The 13,741-nt window shown below is 34.0% G+C and carries 15 protein-coding genes and 1 tRNA gene; 8 read left to right on the forward strand and 8 right to left on the reverse strand.

Features of this window, described 5'->3' with window-relative positions; translation table 11 throughout:
• The first annotated feature begins 121 nt into the window (after positions 1–121).
• On the forward strand, positions 122–589 hold the full coding sequence (locus tag I862_RS06365) for a hypothetical protein (RefSeq protein WP_148299505.1): 468 nt from the start codon (positions 122–124) through the stop codon (positions 587–589).
• On the opposite strand, the gene I862_RS06370 is transcribed toward I862_RS06365, so the two are convergent.
• From I862_RS06370 to rseP, 5 genes are all read right to left on the reverse strand, one after another.
• Positions 586–1,458 (reverse strand): hypothetical protein, encoded by an 873-nt coding sequence (locus I862_RS06370; RefSeq protein ID WP_038540241.1) that lies wholly within the window; start codon positions 1,456–1,458, stop codon positions 586–588. The genes I862_RS06365 and I862_RS06370 overlap by 4 nt on opposite strands.
• A gap of 156 nt (positions 1,459–1,614) precedes the next feature.
• Positions 1,615–3,462 (reverse strand): peptidylprolyl isomerase, encoded by a 1,848-nt coding sequence (locus I862_RS06375; protein ID WP_038540244.1) that lies wholly within the window; start codon positions 3,460–3,462, stop codon positions 1,615–1,617.
• 72 nt (positions 3,463–3,534) lie between these two features.
• The gene (locus I862_RS06380) at positions 3,535–4,101 is read right to left on the reverse strand and encodes an OmpH/Skp family outer membrane protein (RefSeq protein WP_038540247.1); all 567 of its coding nucleotides are present in this window, start codon (positions 4,099–4,101) and stop codon (positions 3,535–3,537) included.
• A gap of 20 nt (positions 4,102–4,121) precedes the next feature.
• Positions 4,122–6,392, reverse strand: a complete 2,271-nt coding sequence (gene bamA / locus I862_RS06385; protein WP_052646516.1) for an outer membrane protein assembly factor BamA — start codon at positions 6,390–6,392, stop codon at positions 4,122–4,124.
• Positions 6,393–6,475: 83 nt separating this feature from the next.
• Positions 6,476–7,588 carry an RIP metalloprotease RseP gene (gene rseP / locus I862_RS06390; protein WP_038540250.1) on the reverse strand — a complete coding sequence of 371 codons (1,113 nt, stop codon included), beginning with the start codon at positions 7,586–7,588 and terminating at the stop codon, positions 6,476–6,478.
• A 60-nt stretch (positions 7,589–7,648) separates the two neighbouring features.
• Here rseP and I862_RS08280 point away from each other — a divergent pair, with 60 nt between their 5' ends.
• The 4 genes from I862_RS08280 to I862_RS06405 all read left to right on the forward strand — a co-directional run bounded on the left by I862_RS08280 (position 7,649) and on the right by I862_RS06405 (position 10,864).
• Positions 7,649–8,563 (forward strand): deoxyribodipyrimidine photo-lyase, encoded by a 915-nt coding sequence (locus I862_RS08280; protein WP_052646517.1) that lies wholly within the window; start codon positions 7,649–7,651, stop codon positions 8,561–8,563.
• Positions 8,499–9,074, forward strand: a complete 576-nt coding sequence (locus I862_RS08285; RefSeq protein WP_084173814.1) for an FAD-binding domain-containing protein — start codon at positions 8,499–8,501, stop codon at positions 9,072–9,074. The genes I862_RS08280 and I862_RS08285 overlap by 65 nt, the downstream gene beginning before the upstream one ends.
• 153 nt (positions 9,075–9,227) lie before the next feature.
• On the forward strand, positions 9,228–10,628 hold the full coding sequence (locus I862_RS06400) for a hypothetical protein (protein WP_038540253.1): 1,401 nt from the start codon (positions 9,228–9,230) through the stop codon (positions 10,626–10,628).
• Positions 10,629–10,789: 161 nt separating this feature from the next.
• Positions 10,790–10,864, forward strand: a tRNA-Thr gene (locus tag I862_RS06405).
• Positions 10,865–11,149: 285 nt separating this feature from the next.
• Here I862_RS06405 and I862_RS08430 read toward each other — a convergent pair.
• Entirely contained in the window at positions 11,150–11,326 is a 177-nt protein-coding gene (locus tag I862_RS08430) for a hypothetical protein (RefSeq protein ID WP_158499290.1), read from the reverse strand.
• Positions 11,327–11,439: 113 nt separating this feature from the next.
• On the opposite strand from I862_RS08430, the gene I862_RS06410 reads away from it, so the two are divergent.
• The 3 genes from I862_RS06410 to I862_RS06420 are packed head-to-tail and all read left to right on the forward strand — an operon-like array spanning position 11,440 to position 12,976.
• Positions 11,440–11,739 carry a transposase gene (locus I862_RS06410; RefSeq protein ID WP_038540256.1) on the forward strand — a complete coding sequence of 100 codons (300 nt, stop codon included), beginning with the start codon at positions 11,440–11,442 and terminating at the stop codon, positions 11,737–11,739.
• Positions 11,729–12,664, forward strand: a complete 936-nt coding sequence (locus I862_RS06415) for an IS3 family transposase (RefSeq protein ID WP_158499291.1) — start codon at positions 11,729–11,731, stop codon at positions 12,662–12,664. Before I862_RS06410 ends, I862_RS06415 begins: the two co-directional genes overlap by 11 nt.
• A gap of 48 nt (positions 12,665–12,712) precedes the next feature.
• Complete coding sequence (locus tag I862_RS06420) at positions 12,713–12,976, forward strand: hypothetical protein (protein WP_038540259.1); 264 nt, start codon at positions 12,713–12,715, stop codon at positions 12,974–12,976.
• 257 nt (positions 12,977–13,233) lie between these two features.
• Here the strand turns inward: I862_RS06420 and I862_RS08435 are convergent, their stop codons facing one another.
• Together I862_RS08435 and I862_RS08185 are read right to left on the reverse strand one after the other, a co-directional pair.
• On the reverse strand, positions 13,234–13,383 hold the full coding sequence (locus tag I862_RS08435; RefSeq protein ID WP_158499292.1) for a hypothetical protein: 150 nt from the start codon (positions 13,381–13,383) through the stop codon (positions 13,234–13,236).
• A 28-nt stretch (positions 13,384–13,411) separates the two neighbouring features.
• Positions 13,412–13,564 carry a transposase gene (locus tag I862_RS08185; protein ID WP_075260601.1) on the reverse strand — a complete coding sequence of 51 codons (153 nt, stop codon included), beginning with the start codon at positions 13,562–13,564 and terminating at the stop codon, positions 13,412–13,414.
• Positions 13,565–13,741: the final 177 nt, after the last annotated feature.

Raw genomic sequence — 13,741 nt, forward strand, 5'->3', positions numbered from 1 at the left:
CTTCCATTTATAAAAAAATAACTTCCCCAAAGTGTTATTAAAAAATACTATAGTATTAGGGGATAATTCAAATATAACTATAACTCTTCATTATTCTTTAAAATATATATATATAAACATTATGATTAATTATAGCCAGCTCTTCACCATATATGATAATGTGCTAACCCAAATGGAAAAATGGGTAAACGGTAGTAAAATCTTTCTATTTAATGTCCATTTATCTCTGATGTATGCGCCTTATAATCATTTACTTTATAACAATATTAAATCCTTTAAAGATATTATAAGCGGATTGGAAAGAATTTTAATAAGTTTTAAAGAAGCTCATGAATCTTTAGTAAAGTGTAAATTTAATGAGAATATATATTTGTATGATTGCTCCAAGCAACAAATTGATACACTTAATCTGCTAATTTCAGAGCATAAAATATTATTAAATAAGCATGAGGTTATAAAAAACAACTTAGAAAATTATAAATCAGCCGAAGCTGAAGGAATTGTTCTTAACATAGGTAACGCTCATGATGATCAGCAAAATGAGTTCTTATCAGTCATTTTTGTATCAGGCTTTGAGCCTTTAGATTAATTAACAATATGCTGCTCATTAATTTTAACTTTGTTTCTTTGTAAAAATCTATTTTCTAATGAAGGGCAATTAGTTACTAATTTTATATGACTTAAGTTAGCAAGGGTAGTAATTATAGCATAATTCAGTTTTTTGCCTATGTAAGTGTTACTATTATAAGGTAGCTTAAGCCCTGCCTTAGCTGAAGGACTTTTAGGTACCGCATATCCTAATTCCGTTACTTTAAAAGCTTCGTTTTTATAACTGGTGTCATATTTGCACTCTCTATCCATACAGTCGCAAGGTAAATCTTTTAACACTGCTTTACTGAAATGAGCTTCCCTACGGGGAGCCTTTGCCTGCTTATCCGGAACTCCGAAGGGCTTTATTTTTACAATGCTGCCGTCTTTGTGTATGTAAATATCAATGGGTACAATATTGCTGTGATCTGCATCAGCAGTAGTTGTGCCGTCTTTGAGCCAAAATATTTTATTGTTTTTAAGAATATGCAATGGCTTTCTTTGATGCTCAAAGCCTTGCTTCAATAATAATTCATGTAGCTCAGCGGCATTTAAACCTGATAATCTTAACTTCTTGGCTGCATGCCCGCGTTTATTAACTTTGTATTCTTCGATTGCTTTCATAAGCTCAGGATCTTGCTTAATAAAGTTTACATCCCAAATATTATCCACGGTTCCGATATCTTTAGCAATTGAGTTATAGGTATTAATTACTACATTATATATAAGCGAGTCTTTTTCAATTTGAGAAAGATCTTCATTTATACAAAATGCTTGAGTATCCTCGAATGCATAGCATCTGAAAGCTAAAGAAGAATAAAGTATAAAAATAATAGCTTTGCTTATTAGCCTTCTACTTTTTAAGAGCATAATGTTGTCTACAGAGTAATTAATTTACTTTTAAATAATATTAATATAACTTAATGGTCAACTTTAATTTTAAGCTATATTAATTAATTTCATTTAAAACTATTTTTAATAAATTAATTTTATAAGTTTTTTTAGTAAAAACATATGCAGGCTAATTTATTTTAGAACTTCATTATTAATTTTTATATCATATTTCTTTTTGGCGTCAGCTATATATTCCTTAATGAAGATATCTTGTTGTGTCTGCGCAAATAATGCTTGAGTTTCAAATTTATGTTTATCTAATAATTGTTTATTAGGTTTGTTTACCTTAATAAGCCTTGCTATCAGATATTTATTATCAAGCCTATAAGCAGCGGTAGCTTGCTTTAACTGTGTCCGGTAAATCTGATCAACCAGTTCGTTAGGTAATGATTCGGTATTATCCCTATTTAATTTTAGCTTTTTCAAAGTAACAAGTTTTTGTATATCGTTTGGTACAGGTTTATTATTCTTTAAAAGTTCGGCTAAATTTTTCGAGCTTTCTTCAAGTAACATATCCTTTTGCTCGTTAGCCCAAAACTTCATTAGCTTATCTTTTACTTCTTCCTTAGATTTAAATTGTTTATTATTTATTTTCTCTGTCTTAAGTACAAAGAATATATTGTCATCATAAGGAGTAACCATTGAAGTAGTATTTAAATCAGTAGAAAAAGCAGTAGTTCTAAATGCCGGGGAATTTTCCAAGTTTTTAGAAAATTTAGTATTAGGTTGCTCGGCTATTTTGGTGCGAATTAATTTATAATTACGCTCCTTAGCAATCTCTTCAATTGTTTTGTTATTAACTATTTCATTATCTATACGTTGAGCAAGAGTTGAAAGCCTTTCAAATAGCTTTTCTTCTATAAGCTGAGTTCTAAGAGTAGGTTTTGCTTCTTCAAAAGTTAACACTTTTTGAGGAATAATTTTATTTATTTCGAATAAATGGATCCCCATCGGTGATTGAATAGGCATGGAAATCTTACCTTCTGAGGTAGTGAAAATTGCATCTCCTATTTCTTTATCAAATCCTTCTCTGGTTAATGTCCCAATTGAGGTTTCCTGATTAATAGCTTTTAAACTTTTACCGACGGCAGCCAATTTTTCACCGCCTTCAACCCGTTTCTTAGCTTCTAAAGCTGTATCCATATCTTTAAAAATCAATTGTGATATAGTGCGCTTTTCAGGTTGAGTAAATAAAAATATTTTTGATTTATATTGAGCTTCCAACTCTTGATCAGATAACTCTACTTTTTGTTCAACATTTTTGATGTTGAAAGTAAAATAACTAACTTCTCTGGTTTCAGGAGTAGAAAACTCATTTTGATTCTTATCGAATATTTCTTGTAGTTCCTCCTCGGAAGGCTGCTTAGATAAAGTGATTTTATTACCGTCAATCTCATAAAGCTCTATTTCTCTTTCAGAATTAGCTATTAAGTTAACTTGTTCAATGAATTGCGGGGAAGGTAAGTTAAAAGACATAAAAGGCTGCACGAGATTATTAACTGCAACATCTTCTTTTAATGTGTTAATGAATTTATCTTCAGTAATACCCATACTGCGTAAAGTATTATCAAAAATTTCTTTATTAAATTTACCGGTACCGTCTTGGAAGCTCGGGTGAGAAGCAATATCATACTTCACCATCTCATCACTGACTAGGATCCCTAATCTTTTTGCTTCTTGGGAAAGCACTGCTTTATTAGTAAGCTGTTCTAATAAATTTTTAAAAAACTCGGAACCCTTTAAATCCTCTTCTGTAAGTTGCTGCCCGTAGGTTTGGCTTAAATGCTGTATTTGCTTGGAAACTGTTTCTTTCCACATGGATTGGGTGAATTCCTGGTTACCCACTTTAAATACATAGGGTTCATTACTTCCCCCTCCTAACATATCTCCGACACCCCATAAAATAAACGTAAGAGCAAGCAGAATCATTAGTGCCTTAATTGCCGCACTTTGTAAACTATTTCTTAAAAAACTAAGCATACTATATATAAAAAAATTAACAGCGCATATCTGTTAATACACGCTGTTATAACTTCGATCAAGTAATTTTGTTTACTTAGAAAACTTTACTTCAACTTTTGGAAGCGCCTTATCTAATTCAGCTAGAATGCTTGCTGTAATATCTAAGTTCTCATTACTGTATACAGTACTCATCTTAAATAGAACTAAGCTGTAATTATCTTGTTTTGCTTTACGCTGAATAATTTCATTGATGGTTTTTTCAACCTGAGACATTGCATCGGCATAAGCTTTTTCTATCTTCATTCTTTCTTCATAACCTTTTTTTTGAAAGTTTTCAGCTTCTCTGCTAAATTTTTCGCTTTCCTGTTCGAAAGCTTCTTTAGAAAGTTTTCTTTTATTACTTTCAAGTTCATTGAATTTTTTCTTTAATTCTTTTTCCTTGTTGGTTGCTTCCTTTTTAAAGCTCTCGGATTTTTTATTTACCTGCTCTTTAATGCTTTTAAAAGCCTTTGATTCTTCAACCATCTTTTGAGAATCAACTACGGCAATTCTGTTACCTTCAAAGTTATCTGATTTAGCAGAGGCTAAATTTGGCAAAAAGCTTAAAGTAGTGATCAACGGAAGGGTGATAATAAATTGTTTGATATTCAGTCTCATATATTTCTCCAAAAAATTAATTAAAAACGCGTACCGAAAGAGATCCTAAATGATTTTTTCTCATCATAGGATTTCTTTCTAAACGGTATACCATAATCTATTCTAATATTTCCTAATGCGGAATTCCACTTAATTCCGACACCAGCAGAAGCTCTTAATGAGTGATCATTATAAAATCCTTCTTTATCTTTCTGTTTTTGCCCTGGATCAAAAAGAGCTCCAAAATCAGTAAATGCCACCCCTCTAACCCCAAGTTCGGAACTTAAACCTACCGGGAAAGTGAGCTCTAAAGAACCGGTATAAAAAGTTTTACCACCCAATGCCTCTTTCTTTTCTTTAGTTCTCGGACCTATACCTGCACTGTCGAAACCGCGAATGTCATCACTGCCTAAAAAAGTTCTATCATTAATTCTCACCGGCTTACCTTTAAGTCCGGTAATGTTTCCGGCCTTAGCTACGAAGCTAAGGATTACATCTCTTTTATAAACAGGATAATAAGCAGCACCGACCAGCTTGTGGTCAATATAATAAGTTTGTCCACCCAAACCGGCTAAGTCCTGGTTGAATTTTAACAAATATCCTTTGGTTGGGTCTATCCTATCATCTAATTTATCATAAGTTAAACTATGGCCTATAGAAGAAACGGTATTTTTGCCTTCCTGCTCCCTAATATAAATAGAAGCATCAGAGGGGATATTACTGATCCTTTCCCTTTTAGCGGAATATCTGACTCCATGATATAAATGTTCGGTAAGTTCATAACCTGCACGGAGGACAAAACCTACACTTTTACTATCATAGGAACTTTCATGCGCTCTATTTTTACTATTTGAAAAAAGATCAAAGCCGACTGAAAGTGGATAATCCAAAAACTGCGGTTCGGTAAAGCTGAAACTTACATCAGCTGCTTTTTTAGCTCTGGTCAACTCAATCCCGACCTCTTGACCTTTTCCTAAAAAGTTGGATTCGGTTAAAGCAATCGAGCCTAAAGGGCCGCTGGAAGTGTTATACCCTGCTGCAAAGTTTAATGACCCGGTTGAAGTCTCCTGCACCTCAACGTCGATATCCACTTTATCAGGCTCATCAGTTTTGGAATTCTTGAATTCAACGGAATTAAAAAAGCCTAAATTTTTAATCCTTTGCTTAGATCTAAACACTTTCGTAGTGTTATAAGGATCGCCTTCTGCAAGCTTGAACTCTCTTCTGATTACATGATCCAGCGTTCTGGTGTTATTTTTAATATTTATCCGATTAACATATATTTTATAAGTTTCATTAATTGTAAATGTTATATCCAAGGCTTTGTTTTCAGGATCTTTTTCTATAGAATCTTCAACGTCTACAAATGCATAACCCATATCGCCCAGGTGGTCGGTAATTTTCTCAATACTGTTTTCAACCTGATTAATGCTATATAAATCCCCTGACTTCAATTCGAGTAAACTATAAAGTTTATCTATATCAATATTAGGAATTTTACTTTCTATTTTAATATTCCTTACATTGTAAGCAGGGCCTTCATGTACTACAAAACTTAATATAAACGAGTCTTTGTTAGGTGTAAGCTCTGCGGTTGCCGAGCGCACTTCAAAATCTGCAAAACCTTCCGATAGATAAAATCTTTTTAAAAATTCCTGGTCAATATTTAATTTATCACCATCATACACATCACTTGATGAGAAGAATTGGTACCACCTTGATTCTTTTGAAAGAATAGCGCTGCTAAGTTTTTGATCAGTAAAGACATGGTTGCCAACAAAGTTAATTTTTTTTATCTTGGCAACGCTGCCTTCATTAATTTCATAAACTATATTTACTCTATTTTGATCTAGTTTAATTAATTTCGGCTCTACACTTGCCGTATATCTACCGCGTTTTTGGTAAAGGCTTAAAATCTTTTTAACGTCTTGTTGTAGCTTGGCGTTGGAGAAAGAACTTCTTTCCACCATACTTAATTCTTTTAGGAGATCTTTATCTTTAAGTCTTTTATTACCTTCAAATGCCACTTTATTTATTAAAGGGTTTTCTTCAACCTCTACAACCAAAGTTGATTGTTGCTGATAGATTTTAATATTAGAAAAGAATCCGGTAGAGAATAAACTTTTAATGGAGCTATCAATTTTTTTCTGATTATATTGATCCCCTACTCTATTTTCTAAATAAGCCTCAACAGTTTCAGGCGATATCCTTTGATTACCGGTAACCTTAATTTGTTTAATGCTTTCAGCGAGAGTGAGAGAGGGAAATAAAGCAAAAGCAAAAAAGTTAGCTAACTGTAAAAATCTTTTCATATAAAAAAAACTAAATTGGAATTCTTAACTGGATTATATAAATATTTGCTAGATTGCAATCTTTTTTTCAATAAATAACTTTGCTATTTGCCAAGCAGAAACTTTATATCATTAAAAATCGCAAAAATCATAAGAGAGGCAAGCACAACGATTCCAATCCTAAACCCATGAGCCTGAAGTGTTGCAGATAAAGGCTTACCTTTCAAAGCTTCGATCGCATAATATAACAAGTGTCCGCCGTCCAGTAACGGCACGGGAAATAAATTTATTAACCCTAAGTTGATTGAAATTAATGCAATAAACCACAGTACACCACCTAAACCGGCTTCAGCAGATTCTTTCGAATAAGACGCTATTTTTACAGGCCCCCCTATTTCTTCGCTTCCTCTTTGCCCGCTTAGAATCTGCCAAATACCCTTAAGCATAGAAGTTGATATACTATAAGTTTGCTTTAATGATTCATAAACCGACTCAAACAAATTCAAACTCACATGTTCAATATCCCTGGAAGCGATTCCCAGCATTGCCATTTTAATTTTATTTCCTTTTTTATCAGCAATCTCTTTAATCTCAGGAGTAACCCTAATATTAAAAGTTCGAGAATCTCTCATGATCTCTAAATTTATAGAGCTACCGGTATTAAGGACAATATTCTCCTTAAGCTCATTAAAACTTTTAATATTCTTTCCGTCTATGGATGTAACTATATCTCCTATTTCAATACCTGCTTTTTCAGCAGCACTCCCGGTAACGACACTACCGATTTCAGGTGACATAACCGCCTTACCGAAGCTAAAAAACATTCCGGTAAAAATAATAATTGCAGTCAGATAATTTGCTAAAGGACCCGCACCTACAATCATTGCTTTCTGCCATAACGGCTTAAAATAAAAAGATTTGCTTTTTTCTTCTTCCGATAACCCGCTAATCTTCTCAAAATCCGGGGTACTTGCTGGGTTAGCATCACCAAACATTTTTACATATCCGCCCATAGGAATTAGCGAGACTTTCCATCTGGTACCATACCGGTCATTCCAACCGAACAACTCTTTACCAAATCCTATGGAAAAAGTTTCCACACCTACCCCAAACTTTCTTGCAAAAAAGAAATGCCCACCTTCATGCAGAAAAACTACCACCGAAATAGTAATTACAAACCAAAAAATGGTAAGAATAATTTCAATTAAATGTTCCATTATTTTATTCCTGAGATTATAACAGCTTTAGTAGATTTGAATTTTTCTATATATTATGCCATGTCTGAAAAAGTAGCAATAGTTTGGTTTAGAAATGATCTTAGGATTTTAGATAACCCTGCTCTCTTCCATGCCTACAGCAATTATGATAAAGTTATTTTACTATATATATATGATGACCAACTTGGGGGAAGTTGGAAAATGGGCGGAGCTTCAAAGTGGTGGTTACATCATGCTTTATTTCACTTAAATAAAACTTTGGAACAAGAAAACTGCCGTCTGATTTTAAGGAAAGGCGATAGCTTAGAGCAGTTAAAACAAATTCTTTTTTCCACTAAAGCTCAGGAGATATTCTTTAACGGCATGTATGAACCATATAATATTAAGCTTGAACAAGAGATAGAGATACTTTGTGACTCATTAGAAATAACGGGAACCAGATTTCAAGGAAATTTACTTCTTGAACCATGGGAAACGAAAACTACTACAGGTAAGAATTTTTGTGTCTTCACTCCTTACTGGAATGCTTGTAAAAAACTGATAAATACTAAAGATCCGTTACCCAAACCGAAATTCAAACCTTATCATCCTGAGGTTGCCGACTGCAATTTAGATGACCTTAATTTGCTTCCTGCCATTAATTGGGCAGGCGGATTAAAAGCAACCTGGGAACCTTCGGAGAAAAAAGCTTTGGGACTGCTCGAAGAATTTATAGGTAACCAATTAAGCGGTTATAGTGAGCTTAGGAGCCGTCCTGATATGGTAGGTACCTCATCTCTTTCACCTTATTTACATTTCGGGCAAATTAGTGTTAGATATTTGTATAATAGTTTAAGATTTTTAAGTTATCAAAAACCCGCCCTTTCTACTCAAGTTGAAAAATACCTTTCTGAAATAGGCTGGAGAGAATTTGCTCACCATTTGCTATTTTTTTATCCTAATTTACCCAAAAAAAAACTTTCGAGAAAATTTTGATAAATTTCAATGGAATAGTGATACGGAACTACTGAGAGCCTGGCAGAGGGGGATGACCGGATACCCGATAGTTGATGCAGGTATGCGCCAATTAAGGAGTATAGGTTGGATGCATAATAGAGTCAGAATGATAGCTGCATCTTTTTTAACTAAAAATTTACTAATTTCCTGGCAAGAAGGAGCTAAATGGTTTTGGGATAACTTAGTTGATGCAGATCTGGCCAATAATTCCGCAAGCTGGCAGTGGGTAGCAGGCTCAGGCGCAGATGCCGCACCGTATTTTAGGATATTTAATCCAGTGATCCAGGGAGAAAAATTTGATCCCAAGGGAGAATATGTGAGAAGATGGGTTCCTGAGCTTAAAAGCTTGCAAAATAATGTAATTCATCAGCCTTGGAAAAGTTTTTTATCCAACAAATTTAATAATAGTATTAATTACCCGCAACCTATTGTTAAACTTGATAGTTCGCGCGCCAGGGCACTTGCTGTTTATAAACAAATTAAGCCTTGACAAAAAATACAAAAACACATAAAAAATAATAACTTAACAAAAATAGCACCTTCTATAAAACATTAAATTTTTGTTAAATCACACATATTTAGTTGACCCTAGCTACCCAAAGTAGTAAAATAATTACAATAATTAATAAAACCAGTTAAAATTATGGCTCTTGAAAGCTTAGATATTCCTTTAGAAAATATTATTTCTAAGAAAGAAGTAAGAGAAAAAACTAGTTTAGAAACTTCCCCTTCGGAAGAAGAAGTAAGGGAACAGATTAAATTAATGTTGAGAGAAAAGCTTCAGGTAATGTATTCATACATGCAAGAATCTAAGAAGGCTTCTAATAACATGACTGCCTCTCAAACATTTGAAAGTGATGCTGTAATCATACCTAGTATAGAAGAATCAAAAGAAGCTTTCAAAGAGATTGATATGGGAGGTTCGGCATTTCATATGTTTGATGCTCCTAAGAGTGAAGCCCCTACTCAATCAACAGCGACTGAAGACGAGCTTGAAGAGTTTAAGCGCGATGCTGTTGTTATACCACGAGCAGTTGCAAGTCTGAACATTGCGCCTCAAAAAGCAAAACTACTCTCAAGCTCAAATGAAAATCAAACAATTGTTGAGCTTTCGCCAAAAGATGAATTTGAAGAAGGTTTTGTACATGTTGACGAGCCGACATTTGTGGAGTTGTGCTCTACTAAGTATTTTGACTCCATTTTAAGCGGTGCAAAAACCTTATGGGCTGCGAAGTCTCACCTTCCGGTTGTAACTTCTACTGCACTCGCTCTTTATTCTAATTTCTCGCTTATTACCTGTGCAGGAGTTTCTCTTTCGGTAATAGCCGGCTTAGATTATGCAATTAATGAAAATTGTGATAGAACTAAGGCCTTGCTTGGAGCTGCAGTTACTATCAGCGGTCTTGGAATCGGTGCACCGATAGCACAAAAATTGCTTGTTGCCGGGATTAGTTCAGTCGGAATCTTTGCAGTTGGTGCTTCCATATTTAACCCTGCTACTTTTGCAGGAATGGTTATAGGTGGAGCATCTACTTTCATGCTAAGTAAAACAGGTTACTGCCTTACAGCTGCATCTTGTTTAGGTCTTTCTACATACTTATCTAGTGTACTATCTACCACAGATGCACAAGATTTTGTGAAAGATGCTGTAAGAGCAGCAATTACTGATGAAATACAAGGTGAATTAGGTCGCCAAGTTGAAAATTGTAATAATCAGGTAGTGCTTGGTTTTATTCCTGTCGGCAAAATATTTAGTCCTATTACCAATTATTTAAATAATAAAGCATGCAATAAAGTTGAGAGTGTTGTTAACAACACTATTACTGACCGTATTCTTAATATTGGAGAAAATGGTCAAACCTCAGCACTTAATTATTGGAAAGGAAACGGGGACAAATTTTTAAACAGCCTTATGTTCTTCCCTAAGTGCCTTGTTGAATTTGCACCAATGGCGCTTGAATCTTGCAAGAACTATTATCAGAAAAACTTTAATTCTACTGTGATTGGCTTAGGTGGCTCAAATGCAGAATTGATGCAACGTTAGTAAAAATAGTTATTAACTAATTATATATTACCAATCTATAATGTAGGTTGGTAATTTTTTATTTGCTGCATTAACTAATTTTAATAAAAAAAATTATATAAGAGCTAAATTTACCTTGAAACTTAGCTTGTTATTGTATAAAAATAATCCAGTACGGTTTTGCCGCCGTAGCACAGTGGTAGTGCACTTCATTGGTAATGAAGAGGTCGCAGGTTCGATTTCTGCCGGCGGCACCAGTTAAAGCTTAGGATACAGCGTTTTTATAAAATTTATAAAATCTTAGTTTTCTACATATTTTCTACACTTGGTATAAAAAGATTTGGTAAAAATATAATTTATTAAATTTAGTATTTATAAAGGTTATAAATATAAAAGAATGATTTGCATAAGCAAAAAGGCAGCTTGTGCTTTCTTCATACTAATAAACTTTATTTGAACAAAATTTCTTGTAATTTCTTTACCAGCATAGAATGCTTAGTCGGGTTCTCTTCTTTAAGCTTTATAATATTTGCTAATTTCCACTATACGGCAGGTAAGGTATTTAGTTTCTCAATCCCACATAAGCTCCAGTCCGGATTTCCCTTCTTAAAGCTAATCAGCAAATGTTTGTCATTTTCAGTTAAAATATTTTGTATAATGTTAGTTACCTTTTTCCAGGTTACTTTTAAATCAGCATAGCTAAACGGCTTTATAGACATTCCTAAAAAATGTTTTATAAAAAGTTCTTCTTGGTTTATATAATGGCCCCTAGTTTTTGGACAGAAAAAAGACTAAAATGAGGTAAACAGCTCTAAGAAAGAAGGAGCAAGGAATGAAGAAACAAATAAAACACTACAGTGCTGAAGAGAAGGCTAAGGTAGCAATAGAAGCTTTAAAAGGAGAGCTAACGATAGCCCAAATCAGCAGCAAATACGGGGTTCATGCGAATCAGATATACCGGTGGAAGCAAGAAGCTATAGAGGGCATGATATATGGGTTTAAGAGCAAAGCAAAAGTGAAGGATAATAGCGAGGAAGATCTAATAAAGAGCTTATACGAGCAAATAGGACAGTTAACCGTAGAACGGGACTGGTTGAAAAAAAAATCTAAGCTGTTTGGCATTGGAACATAGAAAGGAGCTGATAGAGCCTGGGCATGGTAATTTGAGTGTGGCTAGGCAATGCAAATTGTTGACCCTCAACCGCTCGACTTACTATTACAAGAAGCAAGGATTAAAAGGAGAGGATTATAAGATAATGAAGCGAATAGACGAAATATTTACACAGCACCCTTATTATGGAGCTAGAAGAATGGCGCAGGTTCTGAAAGATGAAGGATATGAGGTAGGGCGCAAGAAGATAAGTAAATACTATAGATTAATGGCTCTAGAGGCTATTTATCCGAAAATGAATTTAAGTAAGAGGAACCAAGCCCATAAGGTCTATCCGTATCTATTAAGTGGTTTAGAGATCAATAGGCATAACCAAGTATGGAGTGCTGACATTACCTATGTAAGGCTCAAGCAAGGTTTTGTGTATTTAGTGGCGATCATAGATTGGTATAGCAGATATATCCTAAGCTGGAGGGTATCTATTAGCCTTGAGAGTGAGTTCTGCGTGGATGCCTTGAATGATGCTCTAGCTCGAAATGGAAAACCTGAAATATTTAATACCGATCAAGGAGTGCAGTTCACTTCTAAGGCCTTTATTGAAACCCTCGAAAAAAGCAAAATAGCTATAAGTATGGATAGCAAAGGCAGAGCTTTAGATAACATATTTATCGAGCGCTTTTGGCGATCATTAAAGCAAGAGAAAATATATAGGATAGAGCTAAATACCGTAAAAGAAACAAAGGAGGCTATCAATGAATACATGAATTTTTATAACAAACACAGGCTGCATCAATCATTAGGGTATAAAACCCCTAAAAATGTGCACTTTACAACCGTTAAAACCAACCTCGTAGAGGAGAAAAGTGGGTTTACCTCTATGCCTCTGCAAGACCAAGAACTTAATTTAATTGATAATAATTTTAAGGAGCTTTACACCTCTATTTAATTAAAAATTTGTCTAGACATATGGTGCCACGATAATAGTATTGTAAAATTGCTTTTAGATCATGGTAGTGATCCTTGGATAATTAATAAGAATGGTAAAAAACCAGTAGAACTAGCAAACGAGGATACTATTAGAGATTTGCTTAAGAATAAGCAAAATGAGAGGTTAGGATACAATTTACCATGGTCATCATCATATTCATCATATTTAATAGAAGGCTCCTTAGGAAATGGTACTGCCTCTAGGGATAAAGGTTGGGTTTCCATAATAAAGCAAGAGAGAAACAAAGAGAGCGAGCATTACCATGATTAATATTTCAAGAATTAGAATTTATAATATTTAAAGTGTTTTTCTCTTAATAAGATAAAGAATAGAGAAGAGTTTTTGCAACAAACTGTGTAAAAAACCAAGTAAGTATTATCAAATAATTATTAGGCTTAGGTTAATAAATTATTTATATATAACTACAAATAAATCGCGAGGTTGCATCATTTTATATACTTAAAGTATTAACATTTATATTAACAAATAATTATATCAAACTCATAACCAACTGTATATTTTATAAATTATTTTTCACCTTCCAGTAGCTTTCCCCCCGCTTCTTTGCAAGAACCGTCGCCATTAACATAGTAATATAACCTAGCCTTCTTTATCCCTAGTTTCTTTGCAACTTTCTCAGCTATTGACTTACGATTTGACATGGCAGCCACTGCCATCTGTAATGTTGCTACGTCCTTATCTCCTTTATTGCTTAATACCTGCCCATTTAGCTATGGTACTTTTACTGATCCCTAGACCCTCCGCTGCTTGACTGAGGCTATATCCTTCTTCAGTTATTAGCCTTACTGCTTCTACTTTAAATTCTTTTGTATAATTCCTTCTTGTTTCTTTTCTCATTTCTTTCCTCTGATCGGTTATTTCTTTTTTATCAGAGTTCCTTTTCTCCTTCTCTACTTTTTCGGGACAACATTATTCTAAAAAACCTCATAAAACTAGATAACTTCTTCTTTTAATTTCATTCTTTGCAACGCTACCAATTAACTAAATTGTTATTTTGGCGCTTACCGGTGCTTC

It is taken from the genome of endosymbiont of Acanthamoeba sp. UWC8 (assembly GCF_000730245.1).
In the GTDB taxonomy this organism is placed as follows: domain Bacteria; phylum Pseudomonadota; class Alphaproteobacteria; order Rickettsiales; family Midichloriaceae; genus Jidaibacter.

What these genes read in the sequence shown, in the direction of transcription:
- I862_RS06365 (WP_148299505.1), top strand. Translation starts at nt 122, where the DNA reads ATGATTAATTATAGCCAGCTCTTCACCATATATGATAATGTGCTAACC.
- I862_RS06370 (WP_038540241.1), bottom strand. Translation starts at nt 1,458, where the DNA reads ATGCTCTTAAAAAGTAGAAGGCTAATAAGCAAAGCTATTATTTTTATA.
- I862_RS06375 (WP_038540244.1), bottom strand. Translation starts at nt 3,462, where the DNA reads ATGCTTAGTTTTTTAAGAAATAGTTTACAAAGTGCGGCAATTAAGGCA.
- I862_RS06380 (WP_038540247.1), bottom strand. Translation starts at nt 4,101, where the DNA reads ATGAGACTGAATATCAAACAATTTATTATCACCCTTCCGTTGATCACT.
- bamA (WP_052646516.1), bottom strand. Translation starts at nt 6,392, where the DNA reads ATGAAAAGATTTTTACAGTTAGCTAACTTTTTTGCTTTTGCTTTATTT.
- rseP (WP_038540250.1), bottom strand. Translation starts at nt 7,588, where the DNA reads ATGGAACATTTAATTGAAATTATTCTTACCATTTTTTGGTTTGTAATT.
- I862_RS08280 (WP_052646517.1), top strand. Translation starts at nt 7,649, where the DNA reads ATGTCTGAAAAAGTAGCAATAGTTTGGTTTAGAAATGATCTTAGGATT.
- I862_RS06400 (WP_038540253.1), top strand. Translation starts at nt 9,228, where the DNA reads ATGGCTCTTGAAAGCTTAGATATTCCTTTAGAAAATATTATTTCTAAG.
- I862_RS08430 (WP_158499290.1), bottom strand. Translation starts at nt 11,326, where the DNA reads ATGTCTATAAAGCCGTTTAGCTATGCTGATTTAAAAGTAACCTGGAAA.
- I862_RS06410 (WP_038540256.1), top strand. Translation starts at nt 11,440, where the DNA reads ATGAAGAAACAAATAAAACACTACAGTGCTGAAGAGAAGGCTAAGGTA.
- I862_RS08435 (WP_158499292.1), bottom strand. Translation starts at nt 13,383, where the DNA reads ATGGCAGTGGCTGCCATGTCAAATCGTAAGTCAATAGCTGAGAAAGTT.
- I862_RS08185 (WP_075260601.1), bottom strand. Translation starts at nt 13,564, where the DNA reads ATGAGAAAAGAAACAAGAAGGAATTATACAAAAGAATTTAAAGTAGAA.